Here is a 21061-nt window from a genome sequence, read left to right as displayed (position 1 = left end):
GCCCGGAGCCTGCCATGAACCGCATCAACGCCAACCGCAAGAACCCTTTGTCCGCCACGACTTCGATTTGCGGGGAGGCGCATCCTCGTCGCGCAGGCCTGGCAGCGGCGATCGGTTCAGTGCTCGGCATCGCGCTGCCGCTGACGGTATGGGCGGGTGATGCGGGCAGCTCCATCACCACCGATGGCAAGACCGACACCACGGTGTCATTGACCGCGCAGGATCGCTGGAAAGTCGCGACCACGACGATCAAGGGCCGGCAGCCGGGTAACCAGGTGGCGTTCAACTCGTTCAAGGAATTTGGTATCGAAGCCGGTCAGACCGTTGATCTGATCCTGCCGACCAAGGACGGCAGCCAGGTGCACAACCTGGTCAACCTGGTGAGCGATTCGCGGGCGTATATCAACGGCACCTTGAACGGTTTTCTGGCCGACGAAGCCACGGTCGGCGGCCGCGTGTTCTTCGTCGATCCGCATGGTTTGCTGGTCAGCGCCGGTGGTGTGGTCAATGTGGGCTCGTTGTCGGTGGCCACGCCCACGCGCACGGTGATGGACGACATGCTTGCCGTCGGTGAAAGCCTGGACGGTTTGATGTTCGGCACGCTGAAGCCGGAACAGCTCAGCGGCGGCGAAGTGCGCATTGCAGGGCGCATCAACGCCAGCAACGGCGTGCGGGTACAGGCGCGGGCGATTGATGTCACCGGCACCATCTTGGTGGCAGTGACACCAGCAGCGGGGCGCGACGCCAATTCCAGCCTGCAGCGCGTGGACGAAACCGCCGTCAATACCGGCGGTGCCGGTGCGCCGCTGACGCTGGTCGATGACGGCGGCAAGATCCAGCTGCGCGCAGCGGCCATTTCCGATACGGGGCTGGGTGAGCGCAGTGCGGCAGCGACCGTCACGGTCGGCGGCAATGCGAAGCTGGAGGCCGATGACATCGAGCTGAGGGCGATTGCGATGGTCGATTCCGGCTACGACAAGGATGCGGCCACCTTCGACGAGCTGAAGGCGGATCTGCTCGGCAGCGTCAAAGACATGTCCACGTTGACCGATCTCGGCGATGCGCTGGTGAATCTTGGCGTGGACAAGGTGCTGGGCGAGCAGGTGTCGTTCCTGCATGCCAGCACCACCGCCCGGGTGGAAGTGAAAGACAACGCAACGCTGGACGCACGCAACGATATCGCGCTGCATGCCAGTACCCGCCAGGCCATCGACAACTCCGCCGCCGGCAAGGCGTATGAGAAGGGCGACTACGTCACCGACGCCAATGGCGATCCGGTGAAGGACGCCTCGGGCAACCCGGTGCCCAAGAAGCATCTGCTGAGCCTGGGCGCGGCCTATGGCCAGATCAATGCCACCAGCGAAGCCATCATCCGCTCCGGCGCAAGCGTCACCGCTGGCGGCGACGTATCGGTGAAGGCCGATGCGGATACGGCAATGAAGCTGGCGGCCGAATCGTTTGCGGTCAACAACACCACGGCGGCGTTCACGGCGGCCATCAGCAACGTCAACGTCAACACGTCTGCGGTGATTGAAGCGGGCAAGCCCTTGACCGCCGGCAGCGTCAATGTTTCTGCCGTAAACACCTCATCGATTGAAACCTCGGCCACCGCGCGTGCCGACAACCAGGGCGCGGTGGGCCTGGCCGGTGCGGTCAGCCTGCAGGACATCAAGGCCGAGGCGCGCCTGGACCGTGATGTCACCACCCATGCAACGGGCGGGCACAGCGGCGATGTGACCGTGCAGGCGGCCAGCATCACTTCGCTCAACAAGACCGAGAGCCTGATCGCTGGCCCCAAGAGCGAGCCACTGCCGGGCCAGGAACAGGTGGAGGCGATCAGCAGTGGCAGCGACGGCCTGATGGGCATGGCGCAGTCGCTGGCCGGCTCGGGCATCGGCAAGGCATTGGAAAAGATCAACGGCGATGACGCCGGCGGCAATACCGGTGGCGGCACCACGCCGACCACACCGCCCAAGGCAGCGCGTTTCCGTCTGGGCGGCGCCATCAGCTTTGTTGATGGCGAACACGCGGCCAAGGCGTCGATTGGCAACAACGCCACGATCAACAGCGCTGGCGACATCGTGGTCGACAGCCAGGTGGTCGACGCGCAGATCGGCAACCATGCCATCAGCAACGTACTGGCCAAGGGCAAGAGCGGCGACGGTTCGGCCTTTGCGCTGTCCGGTGCGATCACCATTGCCAACCTCGAACACGATGCGCAGACGCTGGTGGGCAGCGGTGCGAAGCTCAGTGCCGACCACATCGGCCTGGCCTCGGACGTGCGCCTGCCGCGTGATTTCAGCGCGCTGACCGGTGCAGTGCCGAACTTCGACAGCTTTGACAAATTCAAGGATTCCCTGGGCAAGGCGAAAGATCTGATCACCGATCCGTCGGACCTGTTCACGTCCTACTCCGCCGCCAAGGGTTCGGCTGAAAAAGTGGCCATCGGCGGCGCGGTCAGTTATTTCAAGGCCAAGAACAGCGCCCGCACCGATGTAGCCAGCGGTGCATCGTTGACGACCACGGACGCGTCCGGTAAGCCGTGGAGCGTGGCATTGGATGGCGACGACCATGCAGGTAAGGCGCGGGCGCGCAGCTTCGATGCCGCCACCGAGATCAGTGCTACCACCGATGTCACGGCCTTGCATGCGGCCGGTGATCTGGCGCTGAAGAATCTCATCAGCAGCAACGTCGACAAGGGTGGCACCGCCCTGGGCGGCAGCGTCGGTTACATGGACTACGACAACACCGCTGCGGCCATCGTCAACGATGGCGTCACCATCAATGCGGGTGCCGGCTCCATTGCCGTGGATGCGCTCAACAAGGAAACCATCGTCTCGTTGGCGCTGCAGTCCGGCCAGGGCGGCAGCATCGGCGTCAGTGGCACGGCGTCGGCGCTGGATCTGGACAGCCGCACGCTGGCAGGGGTGAGCAACCGCGCCACGCTGACCGCAGACACGATTGGCATTTCCGCAGAGGAAGACATGTTCGTCTGGTCGGTGGCCGGTGCGGTGGCGATGAGCGACAGCATCTCGGTCGGCGCCAGCGTTGCCTATCAGCAGATGGACACCGATACGCACGCGTTCATCGGTGCGATTCCTGCAGATTTCAAAACGGGCACCAGCGGCGCCACAGGCCAGGTCAATACGGGCGATTTGTCGGTCAATGCTGCCAGCGAAGGCCTGTCCGGCGCGGTGGCGGCGGCAGGCGCCATTGCCAAGAGCAGCTCCGAGCAGCTCAAGCAGCAGCAGGATGCGCTGGCGAAGAAACAGAATGCTGAAAATCCGGGCTTCCTGGACGGCTTGAAGAAGCGCGCGATGGGCAAGGTGACCGCGTTGGAGGGCATGGCCAAGAAGGCCGACTCCGAAGGCAGTGCCGGGCTCACCCAGTATTTCGACAAGGCCAAGGGCTTGTTGGGTTCGGGCAGCGGGCAAGGCGGGCAGGGTGCGCAGACGCCGCAGCCGAAGTTCGGCGTTGCCTTGTCCGGCAGCGCCACGGTCAACCGCGCGCGGCAGAACACCAAGGCCGACATCAGCAACGCCGTGGTCAAGGACAACAGCGGCAATGGCGTGAAGCTGGATATCGCTGCGATCAACAAGACCCTGCTGGTCAGCATCAGCGGTGCGTTGTCGGTGACTGCAGCCGGCTCGGACAACAACCAAGGCAGCGCTTCGCTGGCCGGCGGCGTGGCCTATGGCGACATCCAGAATTCCACTACTGCCGGGCTGTTGAACAGCCGCGTGCAGGATGCCGGTGACGTAACGGTCACTGCGCGCAATGAAAGCGAGCAGGTCAACGTCGGCATCAGCGTGGGCGTCAATGCCTCCAGCGATCAGACCACCGCCGCGGCAGGTGCGATCTCCGCCACGGTGGCGATGTCCAAGAACGAAACCGCAGCAAACCTGCGCGGCTCCACCATACAAGGCAAGGCCGGTGCGTCCGCGGATGTGGACGTCAAGGCGGTCAACGAGTCGAAGATCGCCAATGGCGGCGGCGCGCTCTATGCCGGCGGCAAGGCCGGCTTGGGCGCGGCGGTGACGTATGCCGAGATCAAGGACGACACGCGTGCGGGTATCAGCGGCGGCGTCATCAGTGGCGTGAATGATGTGCGTGTGCGTGCGGCCGATGCGTCGCGCATCATCGCCGCCGCGGCCAGCGGTGGCGCGTCAACCCAGAATAATGGCGTGGCGGTTGCCGGCTCGGTACTCGTCAATCAGGTCGCCAACACCACCATCGCCAGCATCAACGACGGCGCCAGCATCAGCTTTGCAGGTGATCTGGAGGCGTTTGCCGGTACCGCCAGCATCAGCGATGTGCGCTCCACCACTGGTGGCTGCGAGTCCGGCGCGGGCATGGACTACTGCGGCGCCGCCATTGGCGGTATCCAGGTGGATGCCAATGCCGACACGAGCAGCAAGGAAGACACCACGGTCGATGCGGCTGGCCGCAATGCTGGCAAGAGCTCGATCATCGCCGTTGCAGGCATGGTGCAGGTGGGCGGCAACAATGCCGGCGTCGCCTTTGCCTACAACACCATCAAGAACACGCACGCGGTGTCGGTGAACGGCGCGACGCTGAACGCGACCAGCGGTGGCGACATCGCACTGACGGCGGCAGACAAGGCAGACATCCTGGCGGTAAGCGCCGGCATCGGTGGCAGCACCGGCAACTTCACCGGCGTAGGCAGCGCGTCGTACAACGCCATCGGCAACACCACGGCGGTACTGGTGGGCAGCAGCGTTCCCGGCGTGGGTGCGGCGAGCAAGGCCGGTGCAACACTCAATGCGGGCAACATCACGCTGGATGCCAGCGATGAGGCCTTCATCGGTTCGTTTGCCGGTGCCGCCACGCTCGGCTCCAAGGTGGCCGTGGGCGCGGCGCTGACCATCAACGATATCGGCAACAACACGCAGGCCTTGGTCGATGGCGCCAACCTGGATGTGGACAGTGGCGATGTGACGCTGCAGGCGGCCAACAAGGCCAAGATTCTCTCGGGTGCGGTCGCCGCCGGCGCCGCCAACAACGTGGCGATCCAGGGCTCGGTGGGTTGGAGCACGATTGCCAATACCGCCGAAGCGGCATTGAAGGGCGGCACGCTGGAAGCGGGCGGGCTGGGTGTTCACGCCAGCAACCGTTCAAAGGTCTACACGCTGGCCGGTGCGGTTGCCGGCAGTGGCAATGCTGCCATCGGTGCGGCGATCAACGTGGCCACCATCGGCGACACGACCCGCGCGACCGTGGATGAAACCGCGCTGGCGGTGTCCGACACGCTCGATGTCACCGCCGCTGCCGATGCGACCACCAAAACCCTGGCCATCGCCGGCGCACTGGCCGGCACCGCATCGATTGCGGGCAGCAACACCAGCAATTTCATCGACAGCACCACCGAAGCCAGCATCCACGACGTTACCGCGCAGGGCGCAGGCGTCACCGGCGATGTCACGGTGAATGCCGACACGAAGGGCAAGACCTATTCACTGGGCGGCGCATTGGCTGTCGGTGGGTCAGCCGGCGTCGGCGCGGCGTCAAGCGGCAACAGCATTGGGGGCAGCACGTCCGCCGTGGTGGACGGGGCTGCGTTGAACAACGCCAGCAGCCTTGCGATTGAGGCTGCCAACCGCAGCCTGATCCGCACCGCTGCCGTGTCTGGTGCAGGTGCAGGCGCGGCGGCGGTGGCCGGCAGTGTCACCACCAATCTGATCAGTTCCACGACCGGCGCCAGCCTGGTCGACAGCGTGGTGAACAATGACGCCGCCGATGTCGTGGTGCGTGCCCGTGACGAACGCAATATCGACTCGCTGGCCGGTTCCGCCGCGGTGGCAGGCAGTGTCGGTGTGGGTGCTGCAGTGGCCTACAACGACATTGGCGGCAGCACCTCGGCAGTGGTGAAGGGCAATGCGCTGGATCTGGACGTGCGCAACCTTCTGGTCAGCGCGGATGCGTCCGGCGCAGCAGGGGGCAATGGCAATCGCATCCGTACCATTGCGGCCGGCCTTGGCGGTGGCGGCGCGGTCGGCGGTGCCGCCTCGGTTGCGGTCAACCGGATGCAGGGAACCGTCAGCGCCCGGATCGAGGGCGGAGCAGACGTCGTCGCACAGAACAATGTCGGTGTGCTGGCCGCACAGGCACAGAGCATTGACGTGTTTGCCGGCAGCGTTGGCGGCGGCGCTGCTGCCGGCATCGGCTTGGGCACGGTGGTCAACCTGGTCGATGGCACCACCGAAGCGGGCATTTACGGCAGCAATACCGAAGTGACCGCGCTGGGCCACGGTGACGCGCTCAAGGGGATCAACAGCGGCGTGCGCACTACGGCGAACACGCATAGCAGCCGTACCGATACCGCAGGCATGAGTTTCGACAAGATTGATCTGCGCACCGGTTCCATTGATGTGCACGGCGTGGCGGTGGATGCGGCAACCCGCCAGCAGGTCAGCACGCTGGGCTTCAGTGGTGCGCTGGGCACCACGCCCATCGCAAGTGGCGCAGTAGCGGTGATGGCTGCGGTCAATCAGATTGCAGGTTCGACCGTGGCGACCATCAAGGATGCCAAGATCAATCAGCATGGCGTGAGCGCATCCGGCGATCTGGAATCCACCTCGGATAGCCTTGCAAACAACGCGCAGGGTGTGGACGTTCGCGCCAGTCACCATGTTGCATCGGCCAGCTATGTCGCCGGCATTGCCGGCAGCCCTGGTGTGTTCTCCGGCGCGGGCGCGCTGTCCACCAATCTGTTCGACAGCAACAGCACCGCATCCATTGATGGCGCCACGGTGAGCGCGGCCGACGATGTGACGGTCGCGGCCAATGCCAGTCAGAACGCCTTGGCCATTGTCGTCGGTGCGGCGGCAGGCCTTGTCGGCGGTGCCGCGACGGGAGTGGTGAACGACTTCAACACCAACACTCGGGCCAGTGTGCTGGGGGGCTCTGTCCGGAGCGGTTCGCTGGAGGTAACCGCCGATAGCGATAACGCCGCTTCACTTGTCGGCGGTGCCGGCAGTGCAGGTCTGGGGGCAGCAGTCGCCGGTACCGCGTTGGTCAACCTTGGCCGCAGCAGTACGCAGGCGCGGGTGGGGCAAGCGGGCAAAGCCACGGACGTATCGGTCAGCCGTACGCTGGAGGTTGCTGCACGCAGTCGATCCGATTTCAATGGCGTGGCGATCAGCGGTGCATTGGCCGGTGGTGCGGGCGTGGCCGGCATGGCACAGGTACATCTGCTGGAGAACGACACCCAGGCCGTCATCCAGAATGCAACGGTTTCTGCCACCGACACGTCGGTCGTCGCGGATGAAATCCTGCGTTTGTCCTCGTTCTCGGGCGCGCTGGGCGTGGGCGTGACAGGAAGCGGCGTAGGTGCGGGCGCCTCGGTCGCCATCTTGGGCAGCAGTGTCCGTGCCAATGTGCTGGACAGCGACATCAAGGCCAGTGGTGAGGTGGCGGTAAACGCCGCATCGGACCGTGCCGTGGATATGGTCACCATGACCGGTGGCGCAGGGTTGAGCACCGGTATCGGTGGTGCGGCTTCCCTGTTGCTGGCCGGTGTGGGCGACACTGGCGACAGTGGCTCGGAACTGGGTGGCACCTTCGGCAGTTTGAAGCGATTGGGCGGCGGCGAGAAGGTCAACAGCGCTGCGCTGCAGGGCACGTTGGGAACACAGGGTGCTTCGGCACTGAATGCACGCGGCTCGGTGGATCTGGGAAGTCTGCAAGGTCGGGGAGACCTGGTGCAGGCCAAGGTGAGCGGTGGCAGCCTCGAGGCCCGCGAGCTCGGCATTACCGCCGATAGCCGCATGCGTAGCAGCAACACCGTGGGCGGTGTGGGCCTGGGCGGCCTGGGTATCGGTGGTGCATTCGGCATGACCGGCCTGTATGGCACCACCGAAGCTACTTTGGCCGCAGCAAAAACCCGCGCGTCATCGATTGACGTGATTGCGCGTGCAGGGGATGGGGCTGGTGGAAAGGCAGCGGAGTTGGATGTCTATGCCGGCGCGGCCGGTCTGGTCGGCGTGGGTGCGGCGGTAGGTATTGCCAACCTGGAACAGACGGTGACCGCGTCGGTACAGGGCGATGTTGCGGTGACTGGTCAGGCCAAGGCGCTGGACGTGCGCGCTGCCGATGACAGTCAGCTCGATGTGTTTGCTACCGGTATGGCCGTGGGTGCCGCTGCTGTGGGTGCTGTGGTTGCCAAGGCTGAGCGCGATGCCAACGTCGCGGCTTGGCTGGCCAACGACAGCATCGTCAATGGCTTCTCGGATGTGATCATTGATGCTGCCTCGGCAGGTGCTGCACACGCGAAAGCCATTGGTGCGGCGGGTGGTGTGCTGGCCGGTGTCAGTGCAGCGGTAGCGCTTGCCGATGACTCGTCCAAGGCCAATGCCTGGGTGGGCGACCGCAGCAAAGTGTCTGGTGTCAACGGCGATGTATCTGTGACTGCCAGCGCTCGGCCCGATGTGTCGGCAGAAGCCGTCGGCGCCGCAGTGGCAGTTGGATTGGCCGTGGGTGCAGCAGTGGCCGATGCGACGTCGCACACGACGGTGGGTGCATGGGTGGGCAAGAACAGTGTGTTGGCCAACCGCGGTGATCTGAACGTGTCGGCTGCCGTCAATGCAGGCAAGGTGGAAGCAAGCGCCTTTGCAGGCTCCGGTGGTATGTACCTGGCCGGCGCCGGTGCGTTTGCTACCGCCAGCAGCAGCAATGCAGTGGATGCTGAGATCAGGGACGGTGTCATGGTCCATGGTGAGGCCACGGCACAAGGCGGCACCAACGGCTATGGGCGTGCGGGAGACGTATCGGTCAAGGCCACCAACAACAGCCACCAGAACGCACACGCAACGGGCATCAGTGTTGCGGGGCTGCTGGCCGCGGGTGTGGTCAAGGCCAAGGCGACCTCTGACTCCACCACCGACCTGCGAATCGGTGATTCGACAATGCTGTTTGCCGGTGACGTTGTACTTGGCGCCAGCGGTACGGATGAGAACACGGCAAAGGCAAAGGCTGGCAGTGGCGGCTTGCTGGCAGGCAACGCTGCGCTTGCATCCACCCAGTCCAGGAGCGGCACCTTGCTGCTCATCGGCGAAAATGCCGTGATGGACGTGAGTCGCCTGGAGGCCCGGGCAGCACACGATGCCCGCTACGGCGGCAGCGCGGACAGCACCAGTGCGGGTGTACTCAACGCGAGTGGTGCGGATGTCTCCAACGTCGCCGCATCGGATGTGCATATCCAGATCGGTCAGGATGCCCGCTTGATTTCTGCAGGGTCCACAACCCTGCGCACGGACAACAACTACAACAGCACGCTGGGCAGTGCGTTGGCCGTCAGCGCGGCCGGCGGCGGTGTGTTGACTGGCAGTGCGGCGGGGGTCACGACCGAGCTGACGGGTTCAAGCATGATCGACGTGGACCGCGGCGCCTTGCTGCGCACCGGTCACCAACCGGGTGAAGGTGATACGGGCGTATTGGATGTGGTGGCCGGCACGCGTGCCAATACCGACGACCGCGCTGGTCTGACCACGGGCGGCGCCATCAATGTGGCGATCGTCAAGGCCAGTACCCAGGCGTCGTTGCGGAACAAGGTCAACATTGCCAACGATGCAAAGCTGCAAAGCAGCTACATGCTCAATGTCGGCACCTATGCCAATACCGATATCGGCGCCAACGCCTTGGTGAACACCTGGGGTGTGCTGGCAGCGGTTGGCAAGTCCGATGCGGATGTCACGCTGGACATGGACCAGCAGGTCAACGTGGAAAGTGGTGCCAAGTTGGAGTCGCTGCACAACGCGTTTGTGTCGGCCGGCCAGGATGGCATGAATGGCTGGACCTCCAGGCTGTCGGCCAATGCGGTGGCGCTGGGCTATAGCCGTGGTTTGATCGCCATCCCGGATTCATCGGCGCATTCCACGTTGAACAGCGATGCAAGTACACGTTTGGCCGCAGGCAGCAGCCTGCTCAGTGGTGCGTTTGTCTCGCTCGGTTCCTACGGCGAAAACGTATTCCGCAATGCCGATGGTGCTGCAACCGGATACAACCTTGGCTTCATTCCGGTCACGGTGCGTGACAGTCAGGCGTTGGGAAGGACAACTGGAGACGTCATCGTCGACGGCACCGTTGTTGCCGGGCGCTACAACGTGCTGGACATCGTCATCGATGCTGATGGCACGTTGAACAAGAGTGGCGCTGGCGGTGATGTACTTGAGTTCGAGAGCTCGCTGTGGAACAGCAACGAGCTCAAGGCAGTGTTGAATGCTGACGGTATCCACAGCTTCGACGAAACGGCGAACAAGGCAGCCAAGACCTGGAGCATTGGAGATCTGTACGCCGCGGGGGGCGACATCATCCTGTTCGGCAACAACATCCGCGGGACGGGGTCGATGACGGCCAAGGGCGCACCGCGTATCACCATCGTCAATAACAGCAACCACAACCTGTTGTTGGCCGGCGACATACTGGTGCCGGACTACAGTGGTGGCAACATCCTGTTCACCGGCAACAGTGACCAGGCCCATGGCATTGGCTTGAGCCAGAATCCGGGGCTGGGCAATGCTCAGGTGAGCATCAGCAACCTTGGTAGCCTAGGCTCCGCGATCGGAGCGGGCGGCCGGATCTCCGTGACTGGCGGCCAACTCAGCATATACAACGCCCAAGGCAGCATCTATGGCTGGGGCGAGCAGCTCGCCGAGAACGTAACCATCAACGCGCCCAACGGCGAGGTGGGCTACAACCTTGGGACCGGCTCCTGGTACGGCAATATTGCCAGTTCGCTGTGGCGCCAGCACAGCCTGGCTTACGGCATCACCAATGCGGACGATGCCGCGGGCTTCATCGCCAACGCCGTGTATGGCAAGGCAGCTGCCCAGGCGGGTATGTCGTTGACCGACTACCTGCTGTACAAGGGATATGACACCAGTAAATCCAGCGGCGGCGGCAGCATCTTTGTCTATGGTGCCTGCAATTACCGGGTGGGCGACAAGGACTGCACCGAGTCGAGCCTGAAGGGGCAGTTCTACGACGGCGGTCAGGTGTCGAAGTACAGCCATGACAGTACCAATTTCGTGCCCAGAGTGAATGCAAGGACGCTGCTCAAGGAGTTGAGCAGCCAACCGAATGACGTCACTTCGACGGCACAGAACGGCTCGGGCAATACGGGGCCTGGAATCAACGCCGGTACTGGCATCAAGATCACTGCCAACTACATCGACGTAAACGTAGCACTGAAGGCCGGCAAGCCGGTGGACTATTCGGCCATCGTGTCCAACAGCCCAGGGCTGCGCGCGTGGATCGATGCCAAGGACGCGCAGGGCACCAAGGGAATATTCGACGTCCCGGTCGAGTACGTCAGCCGCACCAGTGGCGACTCGCAGAAGGTCAGCCTGAAATACGACTCGTTGAATCGCCAATTCATCGTCCCGGACATCTGGGCCAATGGTGGTGGCTCGATCACGCTGGATGGCAAGATCGTCAGTACCTCGACATCGGGCTCGTTGAACGTCATCAGCGGCAAGGGTTCGGTGGTGATCGACAACAAGCTGGCCGATGTGGGGCTGCAGCTGGGCAATATTCTTGTCGGCAACGGAGCTCCGGGCCAGATCACCATCCGCGACCGCCTGCGGAATGTGTCGACCTGGTATCAGCGGGATGCAAACGGCAATGTGAGCGCTCGCGTTGGCGCTGTTGATGCATCGGGATGGTCGTCGCCCGGGTTGACGCCGTTGGCCGCGACGGGTGCGTACAACCCGCTTACCGGCATGCGTGGGCGTTGGACACAGACGGCCAACATTCGCCGGAACATCAACTGGGCAGACAACGGTGCGATGAGCGCCGAGAACTGGCGCTGGGTGGATGCCAATGGCAAGACGCTCTATGACGGGCAGCAGTGGGCTGTCTCGGGCATGGAGTATTACAACGGCTCGGGCAACGGCAATCTGTTCGATTCCAAGGTCAGCGGTCAGTTCTATAACCAGGCTAGTACAGGGGTGAACTACCGTTGCGAGAAGGGGAACTCGCAGGGCTGCCGCTACAACTACGGTTTCCCGGGTGAGAATCAGTTCAAGGATGGCGAGACCTGGCGTACTTTCTGGGGTTTGAAGGCGCCAACCAGCGGGCGGCTGACGGTGACCAACACGGTCAAGGCCGATAACGCCATCGCCATCAATTTCAAGTCCAATGATGCCGGCGTGCTGGACATTGATTCGGGGCAGACCATTCGCATCAATGGTGTACTGAAGAACACCGATGGCAGTACCTCCCTGACCAGCGTCTACGGCAGCATCGAAAGTGTTTCCAACGATGCCCGCATCATCACCAACAAGTTGACGTTGGAAGCCGGTCGCTCCATTGGCACCCTTGTGGGTGCCCAACCCGGGGATGCGGCCAACCCGATCGACATTCAGATGGTGTCGTACAAGGGCGTCAATGGCGGCACGGTGGAGGCCGGAAGCATCACCGTCAGGGCCGGCGGCGACGTCGCGCTGGACGTGGACTCGGCTGCCAAGGTGTTGATCAGCGCGGGCAATGGCACCGCGACGGGCAATGTATGGCTGCGTGCAAAGTACGACATCGAAGGTGTCAACACCGGTACCGCATCGATCACTGGTGGCGACATCACGCTGTACAGCACGTATGGCGGCATCGGTTCCATGAGTCGTCCGTTGCTGCTCAGGGCAAATGAATTCCCGCGCAGCGATGGCGCAATGCAGGGTGGATTGGTGACGGCCAAGGCGACCGGTGATATCGCACTGAGCGACCTGGCCGGTGATTTCTGGGTGCGGCATATTGAGTCCACCGCTGGCGATGTGCTGGTGGACGCCGCGTCGGGTTCGATCTTCAGCGCATCCCAGCGCGGCGCGGCCAGCTTCCTCAGCGAGGCGGAGCTCAATAGCCTGCGTGAGAACCTGAAGCTCTACCAGGGTGCGGGTGAGCAGTCGGTGGTCAGCTACCAGAGCCAGGTGGATGCCAGCTACGCTGAGTACTTCCAGTTGCGTGGCCTAGGGAGTGTGTCTGGCGGGCAGTTCGTCGCTGGAAGCAATGCCATCAATCTGTATCGCTCCATGGCCGAAGCGGCCAAGGAAACGAGCCTGGATGATGCAGGTGTGGCCGCCTATCTGGCTGAGCGCTACGCACGGCTCACGGTGGTGTTTGCAGACGCATTTGGCGCTGCCTGGGAACAGGAAACGGTCTTCGCCTCGGGCTTCGACGCATCCTTCCGCTACGAGCTGGCCGGCAATACGGGTGACAGTGCGCAAGCTGCGGCACGCAAGGGTCAGCTGTTTAGCAGCCTGACCGATGAATCCAAGTGGACCAAGGATCAGCTGCAGTACGTGTTCAATGCCAACGCGCTGGAGCCATCGACCGGTTCCGCGCTGAATGCAGAGCCTGTGATCGTTGGCCGCAACATCACGTTGCGTGCAAAGGACAACCTTGGTCGTTTGGCCAATGAGTACACCGTCAGTCTTGCGGATGTGAACCGTGGCGCCATCAGCGATGATGCCGCGCTCGCCATGCGTCTTGCCACGACGCCGGGTGACGTTGAAATGCTGGATGCCAGCGGCAACGTACTTACCGCACAGCAGGTTCGCGATGGGTACGTGGTTGCTTCGCTGCGGATCAAGAGCACCGCGCCCGTGGTGGTGGATGCCAAGGGCACGGTAGATGCGATCGTTGGCGCTGACACCTATCTGCATGGAAGTTCGACGCTGACCTTCAGCCGCTTCTCCAGTGGTGGCAATGCACGTATCGGCAGTGATGGAGACATTCTGGGTGTTTCGGGTACTTCGGCGGCATCAATCGTCGTTGGCAAAGACCTGAGCCTGAGCGCTTTGCGCAGCATCATGGGGGGTGATGGGAAGCCACTGCGGGTGCAGGTCAACGGCACGCTGCTGCTGGCCGATGCCGGGGAGCATGTGAAGCTCGCACAACAAAGCGGCAACCTGCGCATCGGCATCGTCAATGCCAATCAGGATGTGGTGCTGAATGTCGCCGATGGCAGCTTGCTGTCTTATCTGAAGGATGTGGCGGCAGTGACCGGCCGTAATATCCAGTTGACGGTCCGTGATGACATCCAGGATGAAACCGGCGCGATGCTTGCTGTGCGGATCATCACCGGCGGTCAGCTCAATGGCGAGGCAAAGGGGGATATCGGGCTTTCCAGCAAGACCGACATGCCGATCGGCACCCTGACAGCCGGGGGCGATCTGCAACTGGCAACCACGGCGGGGGCGTTGTCGGCCCAGGTGCTGGATGCGGGCGCTGGGCTGAAAGTGACCGGCTATGCCGGCGTCGATATCGAACAAGCCGCCGCCGGCCAGGATGCAACGATCAGTGCGCCGATGGGTGATGTCGCGGTTGGGAGTCTGACGGCACGCTCGGCGGACCTGAATGCAGGCAAGCAGCTGACGCTTGGTGATGCGGACATCCAGCAGATTCTGAGGATTCTGGCATTGCAGTCCGCCGCGCTGAGTGCGGGTGCGGTGGTGCACAGTGGCAGCGAAGTGCACATCGACGCCGCCGGTTTCAGCATGGGCGCGGGCAGCCAGCTCAGTGCAGGCAAGGTGGTTTCGGTCCGCACCGCGGGCGATATGTCGCTGGGGCAAGTGGCGATTAGCGGAAATGCGGTTGGCAGCACGATCACGCTCACCGCTGACGGCCATATCCAGTCCAATGGCGATGCGGCCGTCAATATCGGTGGCGGTAGCAATGTTCTGGCCACCCTGGCAGCAGGGGAAGGTATTGGTGCGCGCGGGCAGGCCCTGACGGTTGATGTCGGGAACCTGGTCGCTGCGCGCGCCACGCGGGGTGACGTGGTGTTGGCGTTGCCCAACGGCGGAAATGTTGGGCGCATTGAGGCTGCTGCGGGCGACGTACTGCTGACTGCGGGTGATCATGTCCAGATCACAACCATCGGTGCGGACGGTACGGTCGATCTCAATGCGGCCGCCGCCACCGTGGGAGCCATCGTTGCGGGCGGCAATCTGGATGCCCGCACGACGGGCGACTTGGATGTGGCTGATGCTCAGGTGACGGGGAACGTTCATCTGACCAGTGATGGCAATCTGCATCTGGGGGTTGGCACCGTGGGCGGTAGCGCCACGCTATCGAGTGTGGGCGGCTCGACCATTGATTCGCTGGCAGTGCAAGGCACGCTGGACGTAACTTCGGGAGCCGCATTGGCCGCACGTGTGTTGTCCTCCGGCGCATCAATGACGCTGTCTTCCGGCGACACGCTGGACGTGCAGCAGCTGACCAGCGGTGCCGATTTGACTGCTGATGCAGCAGGAACGCTCTCCATTACCGATGCGAAGGTGACTGGCGCTGCTTCCATCGACGGTCAAGCGGACGTGGTGCTGGGGCAGACGGTTGTCGGCCAGACACTGGCAGTCAACGCTGCCAACGATCTGACCGCGACCACGTTGGACGTGGTGGGCAACAGCACGCTGAGCAGTGGCCGCAACACGCTGGTGACCAATTTCGATGGTCGGGGTGATCTGCTGGCGACTGCAGGCAGCAACCTGGTGATCACCGATGCGAACGTGACCGGCAACGCGCAACTGATCAGTGGCGGAGACCTGGATCTTGGCACCGGCACCGTTGGCGGTAACGCCACGCTGTCGAGCGTCGGCAGCACGACCGTCGATTCGCTGGCGGTGCAGGGCGCGCTGGATGTGACCTCGGGCGCTGCACTGGCTGCACGCGTACTGTCCTCGGGCGCATCAATGACGCTGTCTTCCGGCGACACGCTGGACGTGCAGCAGCTGACCAGCGGCGGAGACCTGACCGCTGATGCGATCAGCACGCTCTCCATTGCCGATGCGAACGTGTCCGGCGATGCCTCCATCGATGGCAAGGCCGATGTAGTGCTGGGCCAGGCAATTGTCGGAAAAACGTTGGCGGTCAACGCAGCGACAGATCTGACTGCGACCACGCTGGATGTGGCGGGCAACAGCAGCCTGAGCAGCGGCAGCAATACATCGGTGACCAGCTTCAATGGTGAGGGTGACTTGTCGGCCAAGGCCGGCGGTGATCTGGTGCTGGATAACGGCACCGTCGGCGGCAACGCCACGCTGTCGAGCGTCGGCAGCACGACCGTCGATTCGCTGGCGGTACAAGGCACGCTGGACGCAACTTCGGGTGCTGCATTGGCCGCACGCGTATTGTCATCCGGCGCATCAATGACGCTGTCTTCCGGCGACACGCTGGACGTGCAGCAGCTGAGCAGCGGCGCTGATCTCAATGCTGGTGCAGTCAGCACGCTGTCCATCGCCGATGCGAAGGTTTCCGGCGATGCCTCCATCGACGGCAAGGCCGACGTGGTGCTGGGCCAGGCAATTGTCGGGAAAACGTTGGCAGTCAACGCGGGCACCAATCTGACCGCGACCACGCTGGATGTGGCAGGCAACAGCACACTGAGCAGTGGCGGCAACACCTCGGTGGCCGGCTTCAATGGTCAGGGTGATCTGCTGGCGACTGCAGGTAGCAACCTGGTGATCACCGATGCGAACGTGACCGGCAACGCGCAACTGATCAGCGGCGGAGACCTGGATCTTGGCACCGGCACCGTTGGCGGCAACGCCACGCTGTCGAGCGTCGGCAGCACGACCGTCGATTCGCTGGCGGTACAAGGCACGCTGGACGCAACTTCGGGTGCTGCATTGACCGCACGTTCGCTGTCCACGGGTGCATCGATGACGCTGTCTTCCAGCAACACGCTGGACGTGCAGCAGCTGACCAGCGGCGCCGATCTTGACGCCGAAGCCGCAGGAACGCTGTCGATTGCCGACGCGACCGTGACCGGCAACGCCTCCATCGACGGCAAGTCCGACGTGGTGTTGGGCCAGGCAACCGTCGGCAAGACGCTGACAGTCAACGCGGCTAACGACCTGGCCGCGGCCACGCTGGATGTGGTGGGCAACAGCACGCTGAGCAGCGGCCGCAACACCTCGGTGACCAGCTTCAATGGTCAGGGTGACTTGTCGGCGAAGGTCGGCGGTGATCTGGTGCTGGGTAACGGCACCGTCGGCGGCAACGCCACGCTGTCGAGCATCGGCAGCACGACCGTCGATTCGCTGGCGGTACAAGGCACGCTGGACGCAACATCGGGTGCCGCATTGACGGCCCGTGTGCTGTCTTCGGGTTCCACGATGACGCTCACGTCCGATGACACGCTGGACGTGCAGCAGCTGACCAGCGGTGCCGATTTGACTGCTGATGCGGCAGGAACGCTCTCCATTGCCGATGCGAAAGTGACTGGCGCTGCTTCCATCGACGGTCAAGCGGACGTGGTGCTGGGGCAGACGGTTGTCGGCCAGACACTGGCAGTCAACGCTGCCAACGATCTGACCGCTACCACGTTGGACGTGGTGGGCAACAGCGCGCTGAGCAGTGGCCGCAACACGCTGGTGACCAATTTCGATGGTCGGGGTGATCTGCTGGCGACCGCAGGTAGCAACCTGGTGATCACCGATGCGAACGTGACCGGCAACGCGCAACTGATCAGCGGCGGAGACCTGGATCTTGGCACCGGCACAGTTGGCGGCAACGCCACGCTATCGAGCATCGGCAGCACGACCGTCGATTCGCTGGCGGTACAAGGCACGCTGGACGCAACATCGGGTGCCGCATTGGCCGCACGTGTGCTGTCTTCGGGTTCCACAATGACGCTCACGTCCGGCGACACGCTGGACGTGCATCAGCTGAGCAGCGGCGCCGATCTTGACGCCGAAGCCGCAGGAACGCTGTCGATTGCCGACGCGACCGTGACCGGCAACGCCTCCATCGACGGCAAGTCCGACGTGGCGCTGGGTCAAGCGGTCGTGGGTAAGACGCTGGCAGTGAATGCGGTCAATGATCTGACCGCCACCACGCTGACTGTGGCAGGTAACAGCGCGCTGAGCAGTGGTCGTAACACTTCGGTTACGACCTTCAACGGGCAGGGAGACTTGTCCGCGAACGCGGGTGGTGACTTGGCGCTGGATAACGGCACCGTCGGCGGCAACGCCACGCTGTCGAGCGTCGGCAGCACGACCGTCGATTCGCTGGCGGTGCAAGGCACGCTGGATGTGACCTCGGGCGTTGCACTGGCTGCACGCGTGCTGTCCTCGGGCGCTGCGATGACCCTTGCCTCCGGCAGCACGCTTGACGTGAAGCAGCTGACGAGCGGCGGTGATCTTGATGCCGATGCGATCAGCACGCTCTCCATCGCTGATGCGAAGGTGTCCGGCGATGCCTCCATCGACGGCAAGGCCGATGTAGTGCTGGGCCAGGCAACCCTCGGCAAGACGCTGACAGTCAACGCGACCACCAATCTGACCGCGACCACGCTGGATGTGGCAGGCAACAGCACGCTGAGCAGCGGTGGCAACACCTCGGTGACCAGCTTCAATGGTCAGGGTGACTTGTCGGCCAAGGCCGGCGGCGATCTGGTGCTGGATAACGGCACGGTCGGCGGTAACGCCACGCTGTCGAGCGTCGGCAGCACGACCGTCGATTCGCTGGCGGTACAAGGCACGCTGGAAGCAACATCGGGTGCCGCATTGGCCGCACGCGTGTTGTCATCCGGCGCATCGATGACGCTGTCTTCCGGCGACACGCTGGACGTGCAGCAGCTGAGCAGCGGCGCTGATCTCAATGCTGATGCAGTCAGCACGCTGTCCATCGCTGATGCGAAGGTGTCCGGCGATGCGTCCATCGATGGCAAGGCCGACGTGGTGCTGGGTCAAGCAACTGTCGGCAAGACGCTGGCAGTCAACGCGACCAACGATCTGACCGCGACCACGCTGGATGTGGCAGGCAACAGCACGCTGAGCAGTGGCGGCAACACCTCGGTGACCAGCTTCAATGGTCAGGGTGACTTGTCGGCGAAGGCGGGCGGTGACTTGGCGCTGGATAACGGCGCGGTCGGCGGAAGCGCCACCTTGTCGAGCGTTGGACGCACGACGATTGGCACGCTGTCGACGCAAGGCACGCTGGACGCAACTTCGGGTGCTGCATTGACCGCACGTTCGCTGTCCACGGGTGCATCGATGACGCTGTCTTCCAGCAACACGCTGGACGTGCATCAGCTGAGCAGCGGCGCCGATCTTGACGCCGAAGCCGCAGGAACGCTGTCGATTGCCGACGCGACCGTGACCGGCAACGCCTCCATCGACGGCAAGTCCGACGTGGCGCTGGGTCAAGCGGTCGTGGGTAAGACGCTGGCAGTGAATGCGGTCAATGATCTGACCGCCACCACGCTGACTGTGGCAGGTAACAGCGCGCTGAGCAGTGGTCGTAACACTTCGGTTACGACCTTCAACGGGCAGGGAGACTTGTCCGCGAACGCGGGTGGTGACTTGGCGCTGGATAACGGCACCGTCGGCGGCAACGCCACGCTGTCGAGCGTCGGCAGCACGACCGTCGATTCGCTGGCGGTGCAAGGCACGCTGGATGCAAGCTCGGGCGCTGCAATGACGGCCCGTGTGCTGTCCTCGGGTTCAGTGATGACGCTCACGTCCGGCGACACGCTGGACGTGCATCAGCTGAGCAGCGGCGCTGATCTCAATGTTGGTACAGTCAGCACGCTGTCCATCGCCGATGCGAAGGTGTCCGGCGATGCCTCCATCGATGGCAAGGCTGACGTGGTGTTGGGCCAGGCAACTGTCGGCAAGGCGCTGACAGTCAACGCGGCCAACGATCTGACGGCAAGCCAGCTGACAGTGACGGGCAACAGCACGTTGGACAGCGGCGCCGACATGTCGGTGACAACGTTCGGTGGCAAGGGCGATCTGGCCGCTACGGCGGCTGGCAATGCCGCATTCGATACCGTCAACGTTGGCGGCTCAATGATCTTGCAGGCCGGCAAGGCGATCAACGTCGGCACGGCCGTGATCGGCGTGGACGGCACATGGGTGGCAGGTACCGACCTCACCGCCGATGACGTGACCACGGGCTGCAACTTCAGTGGTGATGCCGGCGGCACGCTGGCCATCGGCTCGGTGCAGACCGGTTGCGGCCTGCAGCTTGCGTCGACGGACAGCCTGTCCTTCGGCAGTCTGCATGCCGGGGCCGACATCGGCCTGACCTCTCGTGGCGGCGATGTACTTGGCCGCAGCGTGGATGCTGGTGGCTCGCTGCGGGTTGATGCGGCCGACGGTATCGCGATCACTGCCGCATCCGCTGGTGCCGATATCACCGCCAATAGCGGCGGCACGCAGCAGTGGGGCAGCTATGAGGCCGGGCGTGATGCGCAGCTGACGGCCGGCAGTGACGTGCGGGTAGGAAGCGGCGTCAGCGGTGGCCTGCAGTCGATCATCTCCGGCGGCAGCATCCAGTTTGATCGCATCCAGGCGGGTACCACCGTCAGCATGGATGCGCAGGGTGGCGCACTGACGGGTGGGCAGCTGCGTGCAGCGTCGGGTGCGCTGTCGGCACGCGACCATTTGTCGCTGGCAGATGCAATGGTGGATACCCGCCTGAACCTGGCGGCGGACGACATCAATGCGCACATTGCGCAGTCCAACGAGGGCCAAGGCCCACTGACGACCACGCTCACTGGCTACCGCAACGGTGTCGCACGCAAGGTGGTGGTTGAAGTGGATCCGCGTGATGCCTGGTTGATCGATCAGATCAAGGCCGTTGACGCGCAGCTGGCTTCAAGCGCGGCACGCGTCGACATCGCGCAGGGCTTCATCGAAAAGACCATGACCCTGAAGACCGCCGGCATGAACGTGTTGATGGACAACACCAGCCCGGTGCTGCGTCCGGTGGATGTGCAGTTGACGCAGCTGGACAAGACCTTCCGTCTGTCGGCCACTGACACCTTCCTGGATACCAATGCCTACGTGGTCCGCTTCGCTGATGGCTTCCGCGTGACCAGCCCCAACTACAATCCGGACCACGTCGATGGCGGGCCGAACTATCTGGGCGAAAGTGCGGTGCGTTACATGGGCCGCATGCTCAAGCTGGATACGACAGACCGCGGCAGCGTGCCCGCTTCGCGTTGGCTGGATGACGAACAGCAGAAGGACGATGTCATCTCCTCTGCTGCCGGCGCAGTCAACCTCGGGGCTCCCAACTGATGAACTACAGGAATAGAAGC

The 21061-nt window shown here is 63.5% G+C and carries 1 protein-coding gene; it reads left to right on the top strand.

Going from position 1 to position 21061, the window contains the following annotated elements; all coding sequences use genetic code 11:
* The first annotated feature begins 14 nt into the window (after positions 1 to 14).
* On the top strand, positions 15 to 21041 hold the full coding sequence (locus ACREP4_RS15115; protein WP_431597017.1) for a leukotoxin LktA family filamentous adhesin: 21027 nt from the start codon (positions 15 to 17) through the stop codon (positions 21039 to 21041).
* Positions 21042 to 21061: the final 20 nt, after the last annotated feature.

Source organism: Stenotrophomonas sp., assembly GCF_050737575.1.
Taxonomy (GTDB): domain Bacteria; phylum Pseudomonadota; class Gammaproteobacteria; order Xanthomonadales; family Xanthomonadaceae; genus Stenotrophomonas.
This window is presented reverse-complemented; position numbering and strand designations above follow the sequence as displayed.

Bases quoted from the DNA above. Each gene is read 5' to 3' on its own strand.
- ACREP4_RS15115 (WP_431597017.1), top strand. From the start codon at position 15: ATGAACCGCATCAACGCCAACCGCAAGAACCCTTTGTCCGCCACGACT.